15 protein-coding genes are annotated in these 21131 nt (G+C 56.4%); 4 read left to right on the forward strand and 11 right to left on the reverse strand.

The features are described 5' to 3' along the window. The first annotated feature begins 4 nt into the window (after positions 1 to 4). From recJ to lysS, 3 genes are all read left to right on the forward strand, one after another. Positions 5 to 1738 carry a single-stranded-DNA-specific exonuclease RecJ gene (recJ, locus tag ACMYSL_RS04795; RefSeq protein ID WP_434661584.1) on the forward strand — a complete coding sequence of 578 codons (1734 nt, stop codon included), beginning with the start codon at positions 5 to 7 and terminating at the stop codon, positions 1736 to 1738. A gap of 85 nt (positions 1739 to 1823) precedes the next feature. Beyond that, positions 1824 to 2922, forward strand: a protein-coding gene (prfB, locus tag ACMYSL_RS04800) for a peptide chain release factor 2 (protein ID WP_181484944.1) whose coding sequence is annotated in 2 segments (ribosomal slippage) — positions 1824 to 1898 and positions 1900 to 2922 — 1098 coding nt in all. Because the reading frame shifts where the segments join, the coding sequence is not laid out codon by codon here. Positions 2923 to 2931: 9 nt separating this feature from the next. Next, positions 2932 to 4449, forward strand: coding sequence for a lysine--tRNA ligase (gene lysS / locus ACMYSL_RS04805; RefSeq protein WP_434661585.1), 1518 nt, complete (start codon positions 2932 to 2934; stop codon positions 4447 to 4449). A gap of 42 nt (positions 4450 to 4491) precedes the next feature. Here lysS and idi read toward each other — a convergent pair whose 3' ends face one another. The 11 genes from idi to mocA all read right to left on the reverse strand — a co-directional run bounded on the left by idi (position 4492) and on the right by mocA (position 20287). Continuing rightward, positions 4492 to 5040: an isopentenyl-diphosphate Delta-isomerase gene (gene idi / locus ACMYSL_RS04810; RefSeq protein WP_182234844.1), complete on the reverse strand. Its 549-nt coding sequence runs from the start codon at positions 5038 to 5040 to the stop codon at positions 4492 to 4494. A 132-nt stretch (positions 5041 to 5172) separates the two neighbouring features. Further along, positions 5173 to 5295: a hypothetical protein gene (locus tag ACMYSL_RS04815; RefSeq protein ID WP_228288593.1), complete on the reverse strand. Its 123-nt coding sequence runs from the start codon at positions 5293 to 5295 to the stop codon at positions 5173 to 5175. A 1-nt stretch (position 5296) separates the two neighbouring features. Further along, complete coding sequence (locus ACMYSL_RS04820) at positions 5297 to 6742, reverse strand: nucleobase:cation symporter-2 family protein (RefSeq protein WP_181484947.1); 1446 nt, start codon at positions 6740 to 6742, stop codon at positions 5297 to 5299. An 86-nt stretch (positions 6743 to 6828) separates the two neighbouring features. Then, positions 6829 to 8196 carry a guanine/hypoxanthine transporter GhxQ gene (gene ghxQ, locus ACMYSL_RS04825; RefSeq protein WP_434661587.1) on the reverse strand — a complete coding sequence of 456 codons (1368 nt, stop codon included), beginning with the start codon at positions 8194 to 8196 and terminating at the stop codon, positions 6829 to 6831. Between the two features lie 32 nt (positions 8197 to 8228). Continuing rightward, positions 8229 to 9545: a guanine deaminase gene (gene guaD / locus ACMYSL_RS04830; RefSeq protein ID WP_112216520.1), complete on the reverse strand. Its 1317-nt coding sequence runs from the start codon at positions 9543 to 9545 to the stop codon at positions 8229 to 8231. Positions 9546 to 9560: 15 nt separating this feature from the next. Further along, entirely contained in the window at positions 9561 to 10961 is a 1401-nt protein-coding gene (locus ACMYSL_RS04835; protein ID WP_181484949.1) for a nucleobase:cation symporter-2 family protein, read from the reverse strand. A gap of 315 nt (positions 10962 to 11276) precedes the next feature. Continuing rightward, positions 11277 to 14147, reverse strand: coding sequence for a molybdopterin-dependent oxidoreductase Mo/Fe-S-binding subunit (locus tag ACMYSL_RS04840; RefSeq protein ID WP_434661588.1), 2871 nt, complete (start codon positions 14145 to 14147; stop codon positions 11277 to 11279). After that, positions 14144 to 14923: a molybdopterin-dependent oxidoreductase FAD-binding subunit gene (ygfM, locus tag ACMYSL_RS04845; protein ID WP_434661589.1), complete on the reverse strand. Its 780-nt coding sequence runs from the start codon at positions 14921 to 14923 to the stop codon at positions 14144 to 14146. Before ygfM ends, ACMYSL_RS04840 begins: the two co-directional genes overlap by 4 nt. A 46-nt stretch (positions 14924 to 14969) precedes the next feature. Next, positions 14970 to 16298, reverse strand: a complete 1329-nt coding sequence (gene ssnA, locus ACMYSL_RS04850) for a putative aminohydrolase SsnA (protein WP_434661590.1) — start codon at positions 16296 to 16298, stop codon at positions 14970 to 14972. A gap of 2 nt (positions 16299 to 16300) precedes the next feature. Further along, on the reverse strand, positions 16301 to 19399 hold the full coding sequence (gene ygfK, locus ACMYSL_RS04855; protein WP_182234832.1) for a putative selenate reductase subunit YgfK: 3099 nt from the start codon (positions 19397 to 19399) through the stop codon (positions 16301 to 16303). 321 nt (positions 19400 to 19720) lie between these two features. Further along, a complete protein-coding gene (gene mocA, locus ACMYSL_RS04860; protein ID WP_304253486.1) occupies positions 19721 to 20287 on the reverse strand; it encodes a molybdenum cofactor cytidylyltransferase in 567 nt (188 codons plus the stop codon). A 26-nt stretch (positions 20288 to 20313) separates the two neighbouring features. Between mocA and yqeC the strand changes: the two genes are divergently transcribed. Continuing rightward, positions 20314 to 21093 (forward strand): selenium cofactor biosynthesis protein YqeC, encoded by a 780-nt coding sequence (gene yqeC, locus ACMYSL_RS04865; RefSeq protein WP_304253485.1) that lies wholly within the window; start codon positions 20314 to 20316, stop codon positions 21091 to 21093. The last annotated feature ends 38 nt before the right edge of the window (positions 21094 to 21131 follow it).

Consider the following 21131-nt stretch of genomic DNA (forward strand, 5'->3'; position numbering starts at 1 on the left):
TCGCGTGAAACAACAGATACAACTACGCCGCCGAGAGGCGGCTGACGACGTCGACTTACCTCCAGACCTTCCTCCGCTCCTGCAACGGCTGTACGCCAGCCGGGGCGTGCGCAGTGCGCAGGAGCTGGAACGCGGCGTGAAAGGCATGCTGCCGTGGGCGCAACTGACCGGCGTCGAAAAAGCGGTAGAAATGCTCTACGGCGCATTTAAGCAACAACTGCACATCGTGGTAGTTGGCGATTTTGACGCCGATGGCGCCACCAGTACGGCGTTGAGCGTGCTCGCCTTGCGCGCGCTGGGTTACGGCAACGTTTCCTATCTGGTGCCTAACCGCTTTGAAGACGGTTACGGCCTGAGCCCGGAAGTGGTCGATCAGGCTCATGCCCGCGGCGCGCAGATGATTATGACCGTTGATAACGGTATCTCATCACATGCTGGCGTCGATCATGCCCATGCTCTGGGCATTCCGGTGCTGGTGACCGATCACCACCTGCCTGGCGACACGCTGCCAGCAGCGGAAGCAATCATTAACCCAAACCTGCGTGACTGTGAGTTCCCATCGAAATCGCTGGCCGGGGTTGGCGTAGCTTTTTATCTGATGCTGGCGCTGCGCACTTTCCTGCGTGATAAAGGCTGGTTTGAGGAACGCGGCATCGCGCCGCCGAATCTGGCTGACTTACTCGACCTGGTGGCGCTTGGCACCGTGGCGGATGTGGTGCCGCTGGATGCCAACAACCGTATTTTGACCTGGCAGGGGTTGAGCCGCATTCGGGCGGGTAAATGCCGTCCGGGTATTAAGGCGCTGCTGGAAATCTCTAATCGCGACCCGCAAAAGCTGGCGGCCAGCGATCTCGGTTTTGCTCTCGGTCCACGCCTTAATGCGGCCGGACGGCTGGATGATATGTCCGTCGGCGTCGCATTGCTGCTGTGCGAGAGTACCGGCGAAGCGCGGGTGCTGGCGAATGAACTGGATGCGCTAAACCAGACGCGCAAAGAGATTGAACAGGGGATGCAGGCGGAAGCGCTGACCTTATGTGAAAAGCTGGAGCGCAGCAGCGAGACGCTGCCCGGCGGGCTGGCGATGTACCACCCGCAGTGGCACCAGGGCGTGGTCGGCATCCTGGCTTCACGTATTAAAGAGCGTTTTCACCGCCCGGTCATCGCTTTTGCGCCCACCGGAGACGGACTGCTAAAAGGCTCCGGTCGGTCGATTCAGGGGCTACATATGCGCGATGCGCTGGAGCGCCTGGATACGCTCTATCCTGGCATGATTTTGAAGTTCGGCGGTCACGCCATGGCGGCAGGACTGTCGCTGGAAGAGGCGCGCTTTGATGAGTTTCAGCAGCGCTTTGGCGAACTGGTGACCGAGTGGCTCGACCCCGCGCTATTGCAAGGGGAAGTGGTTTCCGACGGCCCGTTAGCAGCGGCTGAAATGAGCATGGAAGTCGCTCAAATGCTGCGCGATGCGGGCCCCTGGGGGCAAATGTTCCCCGAACCGCTGTTTGATGGTCATTTTCGCATTTTGCAGCAGCGCCTGGTCGGCGAACGTCACCTGAAAGTGATGGTTGAACCGGTTGGCGGCGGCCCGCTGCTGGATGGTATCGCGTTTAATGTCGATACTTCCATTTGGCCAGATAACGGCGTGCGCGAAGTCCAGCTTGCCTACAAGCTTGATATCAATGAGTTCCGCGGCAACCGCAGCCTGCAGCTGATCATTGACCACCTCTGGCCAAATTGACAACAGTATATTAATGGGAGCGCGAATCCGGTAGAATTCCGCTCTTATCACCGCATTTTGACGAATCCATTAAAAGAAACCGACCATGTTTGAAATAAATCCGGTAAATAACCGCATTCAGGACCTCACAGAGCGCTCGAACGTTCTTAGGGGGTATCTTTGACTACGATGCTAAGAAAGAGCGTCTCGAAGAAGTAAACGCCGAGCTGGAACAGCCGGACGTGTGGAACGAGCCAGAGCGCGCACAGGCGCTGGGCAAAGAACGTTCCTCGCTGGAAGCCATCGTGGATACGCTGGATCAGATGTCCCAGGGTCTGGAAGACGTTTCCGGTCTGCTGGAGCTGGCCGTTGAAGCCGACGACGAAGAGACCTTCAACGAAGCCGTTGCTGAACTCGACGTGCTGGAAGAGAAACTCGCGCAGTTGGAATTCCGCCGCATGTTCTCCGGTGAATACGACAGCGCCGATTGCTATCTGGATATCCAGGCCGGTTCCGGCGGTACAGAAGCGCAGGACTGGGCCAGCATGCTGACGCGTATGTATCTGCGCTGGGCCGAAGCGCGCGGCTTTAAAACCGAGATTATCGAAGAGTCTGAAGGCGAAGTGGCGGGCATTAAGTCCGTCACCATTAAGATTATCGGCGATTACGCCTACGGCTGGTTGCGTACCGAAACCGGCGTCCATCGCCTGGTGCGTAAGAGCCCGTTCGATTCCGGCGGCCGCCGCCACACCTCTTTCAGCTCTGCGTTCGTTTACCCGGAAGTGGATGACGATATTGATATCGAAATCAACCCGGCGGATCTGCGTATCGACGTTTACCGCGCATCCGGTGCGGGCGGTCAGCACGTTAACCGTACGGAATCTGCGGTGCGTATCACCCATATTCCAACCAATACGGTCACCCAATGCCAGAACGACCGTTCACAGCACAAGAACAAAGACCAGGCCATGAAGCAGATGAAAGCCAAGCTTTATGAACTGGAAATGCAGAAGAAAAATGCCGAGAAGCAGGCGATGGAAGATACCAAATCCGACATCGGCTGGGGCAGCCAGATCCGTTCTTACGTGCTGGACGATTCCCGCATTAAAGATCTGCGCACCGGGGTGGAAACCCGCAACACTCAGGCAGTGCTGGACGGCAGCCTGGATCAATTTATCGAAGCAAGTTTGAAAGCAGGGTTATGAGGAACCAACATGTCTGAACAACAAGCACAGGGCGCTGACGCGGCAATTGACCTTAATAATGAACTGAAAGCCCGTCGTGAGAAGCTGGCCGCACTGCGTGAGCAGGGTCTCCCGTTCCCGAATGATTTCCGTCGTGACCACACCTCTGATCAACTGCACGCTGACTTCGATGCGAAAGAAAACGAAGAGCTGGAAGCGCTGAACGTTGAAGTCGCCGTTGCTGGCCGCATGATGACCCGTCGTATCATGGGTAAAGCCTCTTTCGTTACGCTGCAGGACGTTGGTGGCCGCATTCAGCTGTACGTTGCGCGTGACGATCTGGCGGAAGGCGTCTACAACGAGCAGTTCAAGAAATGGGACCTCGGGGACATCATCGCTGCACGCGGTAAGCTGTTCAAAACCAAAACCGGTGAACTCTCTATCCATTGCACCGAGTTGCGTTTGCTGACCAAAGCCCTGCGCCCGCTGCCGGACAAATTCCACGGCCTGCAGGATCAGGAAGCGCGCTATCGTCAGCGCTACCTGGACCTGATCTCCAACGATGAATCCCGCAACACGTTTAAAGTTCGTTCGCAGATCCTGGCTGGCATCCGTCAGTTCATGGTTGGCCGCAACTTTATGGAAGTGGAAACCCCGATGATGCAGGTGATCCCTGGCGGCGCATCTGCCCGTCCGTTTGTCACTCATCACAATGCCCTGGATATGGACATGTACCTGCGTATCGCGCCGGAACTGTACCTGAAGCGTCTGGTGGTCGGCGGCTTCGAGCGCGTATTCGAAATCAACCGTAACTTCCGTAACGAAGGCATCTCCGTTCGTCATAACCCAGAGTTCACCATGATGGAACTCTATATGGCTTATGCGGACTATAAAGATCTGATCGAGCTGACCGAATCCCTGTTCCGCACCCTGGCGCAGAATATCCTCGGCAACACTGCGGTGCCTTATGGCGATCAGACCTTCGATTTCGGCAAGCCGTTTGAAAAACTGACCATGCGCGAAGCGATTAAGAAATATCGCCCGGAAACCGAGATGGCGGACCTGGATAACTTCGACTCTGCGAAAGCCATTGCTGAATCTATCGGCGTTCACGTTGAGAAGAGCTGGGGCCTGGGCCGTATCGTGACCGAAATCTTCGAAGAAGTAGCGGAAGCGCACCTGATTCAGCCGACTTTCATTACTGAATACCCGGCAGAAGTCTCTCCGCTGGCGCGTCGTAACGACGAGAACCCGGAAATCACCGACCGCTTTGAATTCTTTATCGGCGGGCGTGAAATCGGTAACGGCTTCAGCGAACTGAACGACGCAGAAGACCAGGCGCAGCGCTTCCTGGATCAGGTAAACGCGAAAGCCGCTGGTGATGACGAAGCGATGTTCTACGACGAAGACTACGTGACCGCGCTGGAGCACGGCCTGCCGCCGACTGCGGGTCTGGGTATTGGTATCGACCGTATGGTCATGCTGTTTACCAACAGCCACACCATCCGCGACGTGATCCTGTTCCCGGCGATGCGTCCGGTAAAATAAGCATTACCGTAATAAACGAAACCCCAGCAGAGCTGGGGTTTTTTATGCCTGACGGCTAAAATTTATCAATGCGTTACGCGCATTATCATCCGCAGCCTGCATCACCATCCACGGGCTGAAAGCCCACGGCGTGGCGCGGATCCCGCTGAAAACATCTTCAAGATTGCACCACTGGAAATCCATCACTTCATCAGGATTTATCTGTAGCGGGCTGGCTCTTCGGGCGGCATACACCGGGCAGACTTCATTTTCGACAATACCGTTTGGCGCCACGGCCCGATAGCGAAATTCAGGATAAACAGGCGTTATGCTGTGGATATCGACGCCCAGCTCAAAGCGGCAGCGGCGCGCAACGGCCTGCTCAAACGTTTCGCCCGTTTGCGGGTGCCCGCAAACCGAGTTAGTCCACACGCCGGGCCAGGCTTTTTTAGCCAGCGAACGTCGGGTGACCAGCAGCTGACTATGTTCATTAAACAACCAGCAGGAAAACGCGAGGTGTAGCGGGGTGTCGAGGGTGTGAGCGGTATACTTCTCCAGCATACCTGAAGGCTTATCTTGCTCATCCAGCAAGATGACATGTTCCTGTCGCATAGTGTCCACCAAGAATCTTAAGCACTCGCTATTATAAGCCTTAATGCGACGGAATAATTAACACTTCGGACTATTTAACCGATAGGGGGAAGCAGTCCCGTAACAGAAACGGAACTGCTTGAAGTGAGATGCTTAAAAAAGCAGCAGAAAGTGAAATCGGCTTTCAATGCCTAACGCAATACCGTCAGAAACGGCAGGGATCGCCATCAGCATCAGTAAGAAAAGGCTAATCATACAGCGCAGTAAGATATTCATATCACTCCTCCCGCTGGCTCTTTTTTAGCTTTCGCAGCAGCAACCACATGCGTACCGTACGGACTTTTCCACCCGAGGATGCCGTTTCTTGCGCCAGTTCCGTATGGTGGCGATAACCATTGAAGAAGAGGTTAAGCACCACGGCGCTAACGGTGGCCAGCATAATACCGCTATGCAGCAGCGGCTGGAGTACGGCAGGTAGTTTAGAAAAGAAATCGTGTGACAATGTTGGCGTCATGCCCACGCCGAGGCTGATCGCCACAATATAGAGGTTGTAGCGATTGGTGGTGTAGTTACAGCGCGACAGAATGCGAATCCCCGTCGCCAGCACCATGCCAAACATCACCAGACCGGCTCCGCCCAGAACAAACTGCGGGATCGATGCCACCAGCACAGCCATTTTGGGCACCATGCCAAACAGAATCAAAATCACCCCAGAGGCAATACACACCCAGCGGCTGTATACCCGGGTCACGCTGACCAGTCCGACGTTTTGTGAAAATGACGTATGGGGAAAGCTATTAAATAAGCCGCCAATCAGCGAGCCCACGCCATCAACGCGCAGTCCGCGGATAATATCCTGCGAAGACAGTTTGCGACCGACAATCTCCCCGAGGGCGAGGAACATGCCCATCGATTCGATAAAGACGATGATTAACACCGCCGTCATGGTCAGAATCGATACCGGATCAAACACCGGCATACCGAAGGCCATAGGCGTGACGATGGCAAACCACGAGGCGTCCTGCAGACCGGAGAGGTTAACCTCATTCATCATCCACGACAGCGCAAAGCCGAAAATAATGCCTAACAATACGGCGACGTTGGACAGAAAACCTTTGGCAAAGCGGGTGATTAATAAGATAAAAACGAGCACGGCAAATGAAATACCCAAATAAACCGGATCGCCGTACTGCGGATTCCCTTTTCCCCCTGCGGCCCAGTCGATGCCGACCTGGATAATGCTCAGGCCGATAGAGGTAATCACCACACCGGTAACCAGCGGAGGAAACAGCGGGATTAAGCGCCCGATAAGCGGTGCCAGTAAGGTGGTGATGATGCCTGCAGCAATGGTTGCGCCAAAAATCCCCAGCAGGCCAATGTCCGGATTCATCCCTATGGCGATCATCGGCGTTACGGCGGCAAACGTCACCGACATAATCACTGGCAGACGAATGCCCATAAAGCGACCAATCCCAATGCATTGCAGCAGCGTAACCACGCCGCAGCAAAACAGATCGGAGCTAATCAGCAGCGCGACGGCCTCTTTATTCAACCCGAGCCGGTCGCCGATCATCAGCGGCACTGCCACTGCGCCCGCATACATCACCAGTACATGCTGTAGCCCGAGGACGACCAGCTTTCCCGGCGATAAGATGCGGTCAACCTCGTCGATGGTGCCGCCGGGTTCGGCGGGAGGTGGAAGTTGAGAATCTATGGCGCTCATGTGTATTTCTCCTTGAACCCGGCACGCGCCAAAATCGGTTACCGGGCGGTAAAATGGTGAACCTTTCGACCCATCACATCTGGCACTTAAATCGCCCACCCTCCGGCATAGAATGCCACCAGGGCGAGGGTGATAATCACGGTGCCGATATTCAGTTTTTGCCACTCGCGAGCGAAGACGCGCCCGACAACCAGGGTGACAAAACCCAGCATAATGCCGGTGACGATATTGCAGGTCAGGACGATAAATACCGCGCAGACCAGCCCGGACATCGCATCAATAAAGTCATCAAAATCGAGCTTCGAGACGTTACTTAGCATCAATAACCCCACGTACATCAGCGCGGGCGCGGTGGCGTAGCCGGGGATCAAATACGACAGCGGCGATAAAAACAGAATTAACAGGAACAGGAGGCCGACGATGGTCGCCGTCAGGCCGGTTTTCCCTCCGGCGGCGGTTCCTGCGGCGGATTCAATATAGACCGCGGCAGGGGCGGCACCGACCAGGCCGGAGAATACGGAGCTAATGGAGTCGCTGGTCAGCGCTTTGCCGCCGTTGATAATCTGGTTGTCTTTATCCAGCAGATTTGCCTGCCCGGCCACGGCGCGGATAGTGCCAGTGGCGTCGAATACGGCGGTCATTACCAGAGCCAGAACGCTGGGAAGTACGGTGGGCTGTAGCGCCCCCATGATATCGAGACTAAAAATCAGTGACTTACCATCTTCACCGCTCAGGCTGGGCATCGCGACCAGGCCGTGATACTGAACGGCGGGATCGAAAATCAGGCCGATAATTGAAATGGCAATAATGACCAGTAGGATCCCCCCGGGGACGCGATTTTTTTCCAGACCAAAAATTACCGCCAGACCCAACAGGCTCATGATCACCGGAAAGGAAGTAAACGATCCGAGCGCCACCGGCAGCCCTTCCAGTGGGTTTTTTATCACCATGCCGACACCGTTCGCTGCAATGAGCAGCAGAAACAGCCCAATACCGATGCCGGTACCGTGAGCGATACCCATCGGCAGGTTACGCAAGATCCAGGTGCGCACCCCGGTGACCGAAATGGCGGTGAAAATTACCCCCATCAGAAAAACCGCGCCCAATGCGACGGGAATGCTGATGTGCTGCCCCAGCACCAGGCTAAAGGCGGTAAAGGCGGTCAGGGAAATGGCGCAGCCGATGGCCATTGGCAGGTTTGCCCACAGCCCCATCAGCAGTGAACCGAAGCCTGCGACCAGGCAAGTGGCGACAAACACGGCGGCAGGCGGGAAACCCGCTTTTCCCAACATGCCGGGCACCACGATGACCGAATAGACCATCGCCAGAAAGGTGGTGAGTCCCGCCAGCACTTCCTGGCGAACCGTACTGCCGCGAGCCGAAATTTTGAACCAGGTATCCAGCGCACCGCGGGGCTGCGATGCATCCGGGGTAGGCAGAGTATCTCCAGACATAGTCATGTCCTCAGCAGAATAGAAGGGTTTCGTCAGGTGCGCTCATACACCAGGCGGCCATCAATATAGGTACGATAAATAGAACGATCGTCGCCCAGCGTCATCATCACGAACAGCTTGTCGACCAGGGACACCGAGTTGTCGTAGCGTAGCTGCTGCAACGGCGTCGCCGTCGGCTCCAGCACCACAAAGTCGGCCTCTTTGCCCGGTGTGAAATTACCAATCAGGTGGTCAAGCCCCAGCGCTTTCGCGCCGCCGAGAGTCGCCAGGTAGAACGCCTCATAGGCCGAGAGCCGATATCCCTGTAACTGCACCACTTTGTAGGCTTCGTTTAGCGTTTGTAGCATGTTGAAGGTGGTGCCTGCGCCGATGTCGGTGCCCAGCCCGACCTTGATTTTCTTACGCCAGGCTTTTTGCAAATTGAACAGCCCGCTGCCGAGGTACAGATTTGAGGTGGGGCAAAAAGCGATGCTGGAGTCGGTTTCGCTCAGGCGATCCCACTCTTTCTCTTCCAGATGTACGCAGTGGGCGAAAACGCAGTTTTTACCGGTCAAACCATACTGGTGATAGACGTCAAGGTAGCCATCATGATCGGGATAGAGCTCTTTAACCCAGGCAATTTCATCTTTGTTTTCACACAGATGCGTATGTACCCAGGTGTCGGGATACTCCTGGCGCAGACGTTGCGCCATCGCCAGCTGTTGCGGCGTTGAGGTTGGGGCGAAGCGCGGGGTGATGGCATACAGCAGGCGACCATTTTTGTGCCAGCGTTCAATCAGCGCTTTGCTTTGCTGGTAGCTGCTTTCGGCATCATCCAGCAGATACTCTGGCGCGTTGCGGTCCATCATCACTTTGCCGGCAATCATGCGCATGTTGATATGGCTGGCGGCTTCAAACAGGGCGTCTACCGACTGCGGATGCACGGTGCCGAAGACCAGCGCGGTGGTGGTGCCGTTACGCAGTAGCTGCTTGAGGAAAAAAGAGGACATTTCGCGCGCATATTCCAGGTCCTGATAGCGCCGTTCGGTGGGGAAGGTGTGCTTGTTCAGCCACTCCAACAGCTGTTCGCCATAGGCACCAACCATCTCGCTCTGCGGGTAGTGAATATGGGTATCGACAAATCCCGGAATCACCAGCTTGCCGCGATAATCGCGGACCCGGATGGCCTCAGGAACCCGATGTTTTCCCTTTTCCCATTCGCCAAACCATTCGACTTTGCCCTCGCGAATCAACAGCAATCCATCCTCGATAAACCGCAGCGCCGATTCGAGCTCCTCGGGATGTTCGATGGTGCGCGTGATATCGATAAAGCTACCACGCACGGCTTTTAGCGTGTGTTCTCCTGACATGTGAACTCCTTACAGTTAATCCGCTTCTTCCAATGAATCGGCTGCGGGCAAGACGTCCTCTTGCCGATAGCCGCCCGGAAGAATGATATTCAACAGGATTGCGGTCAGTCCGCCTGCGCAGATGGGGTTTTCCACCAGCACATAAATTGAGGCGGGTAAGATTTTGAAGATTTCCGGATCGTAAGAGACGCCAAGCCCCAGCCCGAGAGAGGTGGCGACGATCAGCGTTTCACGGCGCTTCAGGCCATTGGAAATAATGATGCGGATCCCGGCGATAGCGATCATCGAGAACATCAGCGTCATCGCACCGCCCAGTACCGCCGAGGGGATGGTGGTGAAGAAGCCGCCAATGGTCGGGAACAGGCCGAGGATCACCAGCATGACGGCGATAGTGCGCCCGATATAGCGCGAGGCGACGCCGGTCATCTGGATAACCCCGTTGTTTTGCGCGAAGGTGGTGAGCGGCAGGGAGCCAAGCGCGGAGGCGATGACCGAGACCAGCCCGTCCGCCAGCACGCCGCCTTTCAGGCGCGACTGGTACTCATCACCCTGGATGGGGCGTCTCGACACCATCGCCGTAGCGGTGATATCGCCAACCGCTTCCAGCACGCTCAGCAGGTAAATGGTGCCGACGACCAGAAAGTGATGCAGGCTGAAATGAAAACCGTATTTAAAGGGGATTGGGATAGTCACCAGCGGCAGGTTTTTCATGCCGCTGAAATCGACCATTCCCAGGCACAGCGACACCACGTAGCCCACGCCCAGGCCGATGGCGATCCCCCCCATGCGCAGTAGCGGGCTACGGCAGCAGTTGAAGCCAATCACCACCATCAGGACCAGTAAACCCACACCGAGATTTTCGTAATTACCGTAGGTGCCGCTGCTCTTTGCCGCGAAGCCGCCGCCGAAATCAATAATGCCGACTTTAATCAGGCTCAGGCCAATCATCAGCACCACAATACCGCTGACGGTAGGTGTAATGACCCGGCGCAGATAGGGGAGGATAAAAGAGGAGCCGACCACCAGAAACGCGCCGACAAACGACACGCCGAGCAGCGAGGACATAATCAGCTCTTCATGAAAACCGTCACTTTTCATCCCGCTGCCAAGCGCGATCATCACGGTGACAAACGAGAAGTTCACCGACTGTATCGACAGTAATCCGGAGCCGACGATGCCGTAGCGGTTCACCTGTAGCCAGGTGCCGATCCCGGAGGCGATCATCGCCATCGAAACCAGATAGGCGGTGGTTTCCGCAGAGAGTTGTAGCGTTGCCCCTACGATCAGAGCGGGGGTGACCATGGGAACGAAAATGGCCAACAGATGGGTAATCGCTCCCACAATCGTCTGGTGAAAAGGGGGGCGATCCTCCAGTTCATAAATCAGATCGGAACCTGTGCGGTTTATATCAGACATCCCTTTACTCCCTCTATTTGGGTATAAGCAAATTTGATCATCTGAATCAGTGAAATTAAATTCTGCGAATTTTGGGCGCAGGAGGCCCTGAGAAAGGCGGTTCTCAATCCACAGACGGCATTTAATATTGATTGAATCACTTAAGTCGTCTGAGATCCCGTAGCCCGGGCAAGGCGCTTTGCGCCGCCCCCGGGAGGAAGACCGCAGAATCTTCCCGGAGGCGATGCTGCGCATCTGTCCGGGCTACGAGCTTTCAGTCGTCTGCGATCCCGTAGCCCGGATAAGGCGTTAGCCGCAATCCGGGAATGTTCATGGTTACAGTTTTCCTAACGCGCTCAGTATTTTCTCCGGCGTGAAATGCCATTCGCGTAGCCAGACGCCGCAGGCATCGTGAATGGCGGTGGCAATCGCCGGAGCCGCGCCGTTGACGCCGATTTCGGAGATTGATTTCGCGCCAAACGGGCCGACCTTGTCATCGCTTGGCACCAGCACCGCGCGGAAATCATGCGGAATATCGCAGATTTTCGGCGCGCCATAGCTGCGCAGATCGCGGGTAAGCGGATGGCCCTGTGCGTCGTAAAGAATCTCTTCCGTCAGGCTATGACCAATGGCGCGCATCGACGCCCCGTAAATTTGCCCCAGCGCCAGCTCCGGGTTAACCGGCGTGCCGCAGTCCAGCAGCGCATAGAACTTGTCGAGGCGGATTTCACCGGTACGGGTATTCACCGCCACTTCGGCGAAGTTGGCTCCATACGGGAAGGCGAAATCAGCGGTGATATAGCTGGCGGTGGCGACTAACGTACCGAAGCCGGTGCCGGTCTCGGCCTTGTGGGCGATATCGGCATAGCTCACTTCCCCCTGCTTACCGCGCACCACGCCAGGGGCTACCAGCTCAACGTCGCTTAGCGGTTCCCCGAGCATCTCTGCGCCGTGGAAGCGTATTTTTTCCCGCAGATTTTCTGCCGCCTTACGCGCCGCATTACCAGAGAAACAGGTGCCGGACGAGGCATAAGCGCCTTTGTCGAACAACGCATGATCGGTATCACCGGAAATGACATGCACCTCCTGCGGTGGGCAGTGCAGCACTTCCGCCGCCAGCTTGGTGACCACCGTATCCAGTCCGGTGCCGATATCCGCGCCGCCGGAGTGGACGATAAAGGTGCCATCGGATTCGAGCTTGATCATGCAGTTAGCCTGGTCGATGTCCGGGATCCCCGACTTCTGCATAATGATTGCCACGCCGCGACCTGTCCGCCAGTCGCCCGCGTGCGGTTTCGGTGACGACCATTGGATCATCTCGCGGCCCTGACGCAGGATTTCCTCCAGCGCACAGCTGGCAGCGGTTGGCACCGACGTTGGCGCTTTACCTTCGCCAATCGCGCCAAGGATCTTCAGCTCCTGCCCTTCATGCACGCGGTTGCGCTCGATAATCTCCAGTTGATCGATCTGCAACTGCTCCGCCAGTTCCGCTAGCGCCATGGTGATGGCGAAGTTGCCCTTCGGCGCGCCATAGCCCTGATATGCGCCGGTTGGGCAGATATTGCTGTAGTAGGTGGTCACTTTGAAATCGACGTTATCGCAGGGATACAGCGGCAGCGACAGCGCCGGTCCGTTGGATGGCACGGTCAGCGAATGGTTGCCGTAGGGGCCGGTGTTGGCGCGGAAATCCATCTTCACCGCCGTCAGGCGACCATCTTTCTTCGCCCCCAGCTTCACCGTCACCTTGGCGACGTGGCGAGAGGTATTGGCGATAAACTCCTCTTCACGGGTATAGCGGAAATAGACCGGGCGTCCGGTGACGCAGGTGGCCCAGGCGCAGACCTCTTCCAACAGGATGTCCTGCTTGGAGCCGAAACCGCCGCCCACGCGCTCTTTAATCACGTGAACCTTGTGCTGCTTCATGCCGACCAGACGCGCCACCTGGCGGCGAAGGTGCCACGGAACCTGGGTCGAGGCGTGAATAACCAGACGATCGCCATCCATGCGGGTAAAACAAAGATGCGGTTCCGTCGGGCACTGCTGAGCCTGAGTGGAGGAGTAGGTGCGCTCGATAACCACATCGGCTTCAGCGAAACCTTTCTCCATATCGCCAATATGGCCGTGAATGCTGGCGGCGATATTCTTGCGCGGGCGCGAGCCAATGGGGAAATTGATAATCATATGTTCGCCGCGCTGGGTGGCGTGGCTGTTATCTTCTTCCAGCGTATCCGGCGCGCCAGCGACGTACACCACCGGTTCATCGTGAACCACCGGCGCGTCATCGGCCATCGCCTCATCAATCGACATCACCGGCTTAAGCACTTCATATTTGACGTCGATAAGCTTCAGCGCGGCCAATGCAATATCTTCACTTTCAGCGACAACCGCCGCGACGCGATCGCCGACGTGGCGCAGCTTCTTACCGAACATCCGCCGGTCGAGCGGTGATGGCTCCGGTGCGCTCTGCCCGCCGGGGGTGTAATAGATATCAGGGCAGTTAAGATGGGTGATCACGTGAACTACGCCGGGCAGCGCCTCGGCCTTGCTAACGTCGAGATGGGTGATCAGCGCATGGGGATGCGGGCTGCGCAGCATTTTAATAATGCAGGCGTCCGGCGTGACGCGGTCCTCCACGTAGCAGGGCTTGGCCTGCACCATGGTTGCCGCATCGGTTTTTGGATATAGCTTGCCGACGACCGCCAGATCGTCGCGGAAGGTCGGGGCGCTATCGATAGCGATCTGCGGGTCGCCTTTACGCGCCACCGCCAGTTCGATCACTTGATAATATTGCTGCCAGCCCGCGTCACGGCTAAATAATCCGGAGAGCGCGTCATCGATCTCATCGCGCGTCGGGGCGGCGATGCGATCCAGCAGATCGCTGATAATCAGCGCGGCGGCGGGATCGTTATAGCCCGATTGCACCACGCCGACATCGACCATCGCCTGCTGCACCAGACTGAGCTGATTCCATTTGCCCAGCGATTCGCTGGTGCGGATCTCCGCCTGTTCCAACTGAGCGGCGATAAGCAGGGAGGCGTTAACGATGCGGCCGTTAAACAGAATCGCGTCGGATCCCGCGAAGCCGAACCCATCGTCGCTGTTGCGCACCGAGTGCATCCCGAGGCCGAAAAGCAGCGCCTGTACGTTAGTGCCGGGATTGACCTTCATCTCGCGCGCAGCGCCGTTCAAGGTAAAGTGAATCATCATACGACCTCCTCGCCCATCTGCTGGCAGTCGGCATACAGGTCTGCGACAACCACGCCGGTGATATAGCGTTTATAGGCCACGCTGCCCCGAACATCCTGCTGAGGGAAAATTGCGGCGGCGACGGCCTGCTCCAGCGCGCTGCCTTCCAGTTGCTGCGACTCCACGTCCCGCAGGCGCAGGGGGCCATCGGCCACGCCGTCCAGCGCGATATGTACGCCGTCGTGCTCTGAGATGGCAACCGCCGCGGTGACGACGGTTAACCCCGCCTGTGAGCGGCTGATTTTGCGCGTGGCGCAGGGGCGGAAGGGGTCTTTAATGACAATTTCCGTGATCAGCCGTGCGCCGGGATCGGCGAGATAGCTCTCCAGCGACAGGCACTTGCCGTCGCCAAATACCAGATGCGCGTCCAGCGCCAGCAGAACGGGCAGCAGCACCGACTCTTCCTGGCGGGCGGCGATTTCGCCGCCGAGGGTTGACTGGTTGCGCAGGTGGCGGGAGTAGACGAAGCCCAGCGCATCGTGTAGTGCGGTGGGAATGAAGTGTGCATCACGCAGGGTTTGCAGACGCGTCATCGCGCCAACGCGCAGCGCGCCGTTATCCCAATCCACCCATTCCAGCTCAAGGTCCTGTAACGAAATGGCGATTCGCTTATCCGGTCGCGTCGGGGTGGCATTGATCTTACTGCCCCCGGCAAACCAGACGGCATCATCCTGGTAGCGCGATTTGAGCTCCAGCGCCTGCTCTACAGAGTCTGGTTTGAAAAATTGCTCGATCATAATCTTTCCTCATCAATCCCCCTTTCAGCACGAAAGAGGGCGTGGGCTATGCCAGCGAGTCCATACGCCGCCACATATCTGCGGCGACTTTTCGGGCCTGGGCGTAAATCGAATCGCAATCAAAGGTGAACTGCCGGTCTTCGTAGACCATTACGCCGTTGACCATCACGCTATGAACGCTGGCGGAACCGAGGCCAAAGGCGATATGTCCGGCAATATTGTCTGCCAGCAGCGGCGTCGGCGCGGCATAATCGCAAATGGTCAGGTCGGCTTTATAACCAGCCTCTAGCTGCCCAAAGCGGGCGCTAAAGTTGCGGCTCAGCAGTTCGTTACCGCTGGTCAGCGCGCGGGCGAAGCTGTCCGGCCACAGCGGGCCACCAGCATCGCGATGCTTAAAGAAGGCAAACTTCATCTCTTCCAGCATGTCGGAGCCGATACCGTCGGTACCCAGCGCCAGGTTGCGGATATCGGTGAGGTGATGGTTGTAGCCCACATGGTTGTTCATGTTGGAACGGGCGTTGTGCACCAGAAAAGCATCCTGTTCGTTGAGTAGGGCGATATCGTCTGTCGACAAATACAGCCCGTGCGCCACCAGCGTTTTGCTGTTGATAAGGTCGTATTCCGCCAGCCTGACCAGCAGGTCTTTGCCATAAAGATGGTGGCTGTGGGAGACATCATAGAGGTCTTCCGCCGCGTGGATATGCAGCCCGCGCCCGGTAACCTTGAGGGCCTCGCTGAGCATGGATAGCCCGGCATCCGGCACGGTAAAGGGGGCATGAGCGCCGATATGCGCTTCCACCAGATAGGGCTCCGTGCCCGTCGCCCGCGCATGGTCTATCTGGCGGGCGAAGCGGATATTTTCCTCTACGCCTGCCTGCAATTCATCGACTCCACCGTTGCGGTCGGTGGTTTCAAAGCAGGTCATCCCGCGCAGGCCAATCTTCAAAAAGGCATTGCGCAGCGTAGAGAGCGAGCCATCGATATACGCCGGAGAAGCGTGATGGTCGATGACCGCAGAGCATCCGCTCTTAATGGCTTCCATTGAGCAAATCAGCCCGCTGTAGTAGAGCGACTCTTCGTCCAGCGCGCGGTCCAGCCGCCACCACAGATTTTTCAGCGTCGAAATAAAATCCGGGCTGGGGGCGATGTTGGCCATAATGCCGCGCGACAATCCGGAGTAGAAATGGTTGTGCGCGCACACCAGTCCGGGCATCACGATACGCCCGTGCATCTCCTTCCAGTCAGCCTGTGGATAGCGGCGGGTCAGCGCATCTCCAACCTCAACAATAACGTCATTTTCGATAGCGATATCAACGCCTTCCTGCACTTTTGCCGGATAGAGCTGTACGGCGGTCACATTCTTTAGAATTAACATCGTTATACCTCCACCCGGCCCAGCAGATAGTGATGCTGCTGGTGGACATGGCTGATGATGCGACACATCTCATCCAGCCCCGGAGGGATGCTGGCGAACTGGCCGTCGTTGTCGATATTCAGTACCCAGCTTTGGCTATCGAGACGCACGCGCACGCGGTCATCTTCCACCAGGAAGCCGGGGTTGCTGCTGGAGTCAAAATCCTGTGCCAGGCTGAAGACGGTGATTTTGTCTTTGTAGGGTTTGCCCAACCACGGGCAGAACTGGGCGCAGTTGCCGCATTCGTTGCAGTAAGCATCCAGATGCAGCGTCTGGAAGCGATTCTGGAAGCCAGGGACCGCAATAGAGATGTTGGCGCGGTTCGGACAGACGTCCACGCACTTGCTGCACACATAGTTGCATTCAAGGCAGCGTTCGGCTTCCTGAGCGACGAAGGCATCGCGGTCGTCTTTATCGACTATCGCGACCGATATTTCCCCCTTGCGCTGGTAAATTTCGGCTGGGTTGACGTTGTTCCAGCGTTTATCCGCGTGGTGGGAGCGGATATTTTCCCGATAGAGGATGGTATCGCTTGCTCGACGGGCTGAGCCGATAGCGGCGACGATGGAAGAGGGGCCGCGCTGAACATCGCCAATCATAAAGACGTTGGCAAGGCGGGTTTCGCCGCTGGCATTGACCTCCGGCCAGCCTTTTTCATCCAGCGGAATACCCATGGCGCTTAGGGCGTCGGTATCCTGTTGCTCGCCGATGGCGGTGATCAGGCTGTCGGCATGGAGCGTCACGGTTTCATCGGTTTCAACAGGGCGGCGGCGGCCTTTGGCGTCCGGTTCACCCAGCGACATCACCCGCAGGGTCAATGTGCCATCGGCATCAAAGCGCTGCGGATTATTGAGGAAGCGGAACTCAACGCCGTCGTGCAGCGCCTCTTCGTACTCTTCACGCCAGGCGGGCATTTCCTGAAGCGAACGGCGATATACAATGGTGGCTTTCTCCACGCCGGGTACGCGTAACGCTGCGCGGGCGCAGTCCATCGCGGTATTCCCCGCACCAACCACCACCACGTGTTTACCCAGATTGAGCGTGGAACCCAGGTTGTATTCCCGCAGGAAAGGCAGTGATTTCCAGACGTGCGGGTTATCGCCGTGCAGCGTGACGCCGCTGTTTTTATCGGTACCGGTAGCGATCAGCACATACTGATAGCCCTGATTTTTTAGCTGTTCGACCGTCAGATGCGCATCGCAGCCGTACTCAAATTTCACGCCGTGGTCGGCGACAAAATCAATATCGTGCTGGATGAGCTCCGCCGGAATGCGGAACTGCGGAATGATGTTTTTGACGACGCCGCCGGCGTTGGCTTCTCGCTCAAACACGGTAACCGGATGCCCCGCGCGCGCCAGAAAATAGCCTGCGGCAAGCCCCGCCGGGCCTGCGCCAATGACCGCAACCGGATGGCGTGAGCCGGATCCTGCCGGTTTATGCCAGCGCTGCTTGTACTCGTCCCAGCCTTTTTCCAGGGCGATTTTTTTGAGTTCACGGATGTTCAGCGCGCTGTCGTAGTCCAGGCGCGTACAGTTGTACTGGCACTGATGATCGCAGATATGCCCGGTAATAGCGGGCAGGGCGTTGCGCTGATAGATAAGCTCCAGCGCGTCGGCGTAGCGCTGCTCGCCCATCAGGCGAATGTATTCCGGAATATCCTGTTTGATCGCGCAGGCCGTAATACAAGGTGCGACGTAGCAGTCGGTCAGCGGCAGGTCTTCAGCAACCTCGATGCGCTCTTCTGGCTTCCAGTGTTTCTGCGTGTAGGCCATGGTGACGGCGTCTTCTGCCAGCCGGTTTAGCCGCTCGACGTCGACGTGGGTCATGCCCCACGCATCCGATGATTCCAGTTCGCGCATGCAGGCGCTAAGGCGCAGGTAGCCGCCGGGCTTGAGCAGATCGGTTGCCATCGTAATAGGGCGGATACCGGTGTCGAAAATGTCGCGAATGGTCAGCTGGCTGGCGCCGCCGGAATAAGAAATGGGTAATTTGCCGTCAAAAGCGCGGGACAGCACCGCCGCCACGTTGATGGCGAGTGGGAACAGCGCGCGGCCAGACATATACATCTCATCGCCGGGAAGCGCGCCTTTATTATTGATGGTGCCAAGGGTGTTGGTCAGCTTCACGCCGAAACCGAGCGATTTCTGTTTTGCCAGCGCCATCAGGCGTTGCAGCATTTCCAGCGCCTGGGCCAGTTTGAGATCGTGCTCGAACGACTCCTCTTTCAGGCCGATATACGCAAAGCCGCAGCTATCCAGAATCTCGCGAACGCGCGCATAGCCCAGCAGCGTCGGGTTCAGCTTCACGAAGGTGTTCAACGCTTTTTCTTCCAGCATGTACTGGCAGATAGCTTCGATTTCGTGCGGCGGGCAGCCGTGCATGGTGGAGAGCGTGACGCCGTGAACCAGGGTGGCAGGAATGCGCGCGGGTAGCGCGCGCAGGTTTTCCCGCTGCCCGCTCAGGCCGTGGCGCTCAAGGAAGGCGTCGTCGTGCAGCCAACGGCTAAGCGTGTCGCGATATTGCGCAAATTTCGGCTGCGTGGAGGCGTCTGTCATTGAGTCAATAAATTGCTGCATCGGCGGCTGCTTGATGCCGTCCAGGTTGTAGCCGACGCTCATATTGAAGATAAAAGACTTTTCCGCGCCCGAGGGCTGGAAAACCTGCTCTAACAGATGCAGAACGAACCACGCTTTCAGGTACTCATCCCACGCTTTTTGCAGGGTAAATTCGGTGGACCATTCGGTATTGAAGCACTCATCTTCGGCATCGATACAGGGTTTTTCCAGCTCCAGCCGGTCAAGGATTTGTACCGTTTTCAGCTCGATAAAGCGGCCGCCGGTGAGCCAGGAGGTGACAATATTTTGCGCCAGCTGGGTGTGTGGGCCAGCAGCGGGGCCAACGGGGGTAGCGCAGGTTTCACCAAAGACGCTGACCGATTTATCTTTGGCAGGTGAGTAAAATTGTTGCTCGGGAATACCAAAGATGGAGCGCTGCTGTTGGTATTCATCAAATATGCGCGTCAAGAGTTCCTCGAACGGAACGGGACGCATAATATCCCCCATAACCCTCTCCTTTATCATTAATTAGCCGGTACAAATAAACCGGTGGTATAGGAGAGATAGAGCAACATTCGCACCACTCTTGCTGGCGAGCGGCATAAATATAATTTTTTGTGAAGCGCTTCTAAAGTTATGTCTGCTTTGTGAAAGATCTCACATTGCGTAAATGAGAATTAAAATCAGTCCTGGTTGTTGATGAAGTCAGCGTTTCTCGAAAGTATCTTATTTTCTCAAAAAGGGTGAGTTTGTATCATTATGATAAGTGCGGAAGACGCCTGGTTTGATTATTTGAACGCAATCGTTTAACTCGGCAGATAAGCTATTTTATTGACGATGATGCAGGTTAATAAAATCTTCTGGTGTATCGATATCTAAAGTGATTTCGCGATTGTTTATTTCTACTCTATTATGCGCGCCCGCCAGCAGTGCCTGACGCATATTTTTATGTGGCCGGGAGATAGCTTGCTGCAGGCACTCTCTGGTGAGCAAAATAGGGTGTCCAGGGACGCCGTGATAGTAAGGTATGAGCGCGCCAGTGTTACGTAACGACCACATTTTATTGAATATTTCAACGGTGAGGCAGGGCATGTCACCGTGGGTGATGAAGCAGTATTCGCTCTCAACGGCGGCGGCGGCAGCCTTCACGGAAGAGTATAAACCGTCAGCATAATCTGAGTTGTGGATAATAATAATATTACGCATATTGGCATAACGTTGATGCAGTTCATTGCCACGATACCCCGTGACTAAAATAATCCGACTGCAAAATTGCAGGGCGTTTTTGATACTTGCATCAAGAATTGTCCCTCCTTGCCAGGGTAACATCATTTTCCATTCTCCCATCCGTGATGAAAGCCCTGCGGCGGTAATAATACAGTCGATAGCTGGCATTGCGCGTCCATTATTTAAGGTGATTGATGGTTACCAAGGAAAATATAAAGGATAACGCCGAATTGTTCTTTGACTTAGGTGCGCAGAGTCGTCCCTCGGTTATTTCAGTCGTGGGGGCCGGAGGCAAAACCAGCACCATTTTCTGGCTGGCTCAGTTATTCCATGCCAGCGGACGGCGCGTCGTGGTGACGACGACGACTCAAATGTTCCTGCCTGATGCTGCTTATCCGGTGATCTTTTGTCGGGAGGCTGCCGCTCTGCCTTCCCACTATCTCAATCTGCCCATTTTAACCTGTTTTCACTCTTGGAAAGCGCAGGAGGGCAAAGCGCGAGGTTTTTCGGCGAGCGCCATTGATGCGCTGGCGGCGCGTGAGGAATGCGACGTTATATTAGTGGAAGCTGACGGCGCTCACGGATTGCCGCTGAAAGCGCCGGATGAGCATGAACCTTGCATACCTGAAAGCAGTTGCTGCGTGATTGCCGTAACGGGCGGGCATATGTTGGGGGAGAAAACGGGAGCGGAAAATGTCCATCGCTGGCCGTTGTTTGCTGATATCACTGGCCTGACAGCGGATGAGCCGCTGACGTTCGGGCACCTTCTCCGGCTCATTCGCCATCCGCAGGGCGCGTTTAAAAACGTACCGCCGGACAGCCGACGGATCTGGTTTCTCAACCAGTTTTCTCAATCTGAGAATCGCCTGGCTGAAGACGAACTGAACTCGCTCTTGCGCAATGGGGATATGGATGCCATCTGGCTGGGCGCGATACTGGAACGCCCGCCGATTATGCGCAGATTTGTGAGATAGCGACGCCGGGAGACCGGATCTACCGAACGGATATCCAT

The organism is Klebsiella sp. MISC125 (genome assembly GCF_051131775.1).
Classification (GTDB): domain Bacteria; phylum Pseudomonadota; class Gammaproteobacteria; order Enterobacterales; family Enterobacteriaceae; genus Klebsiella.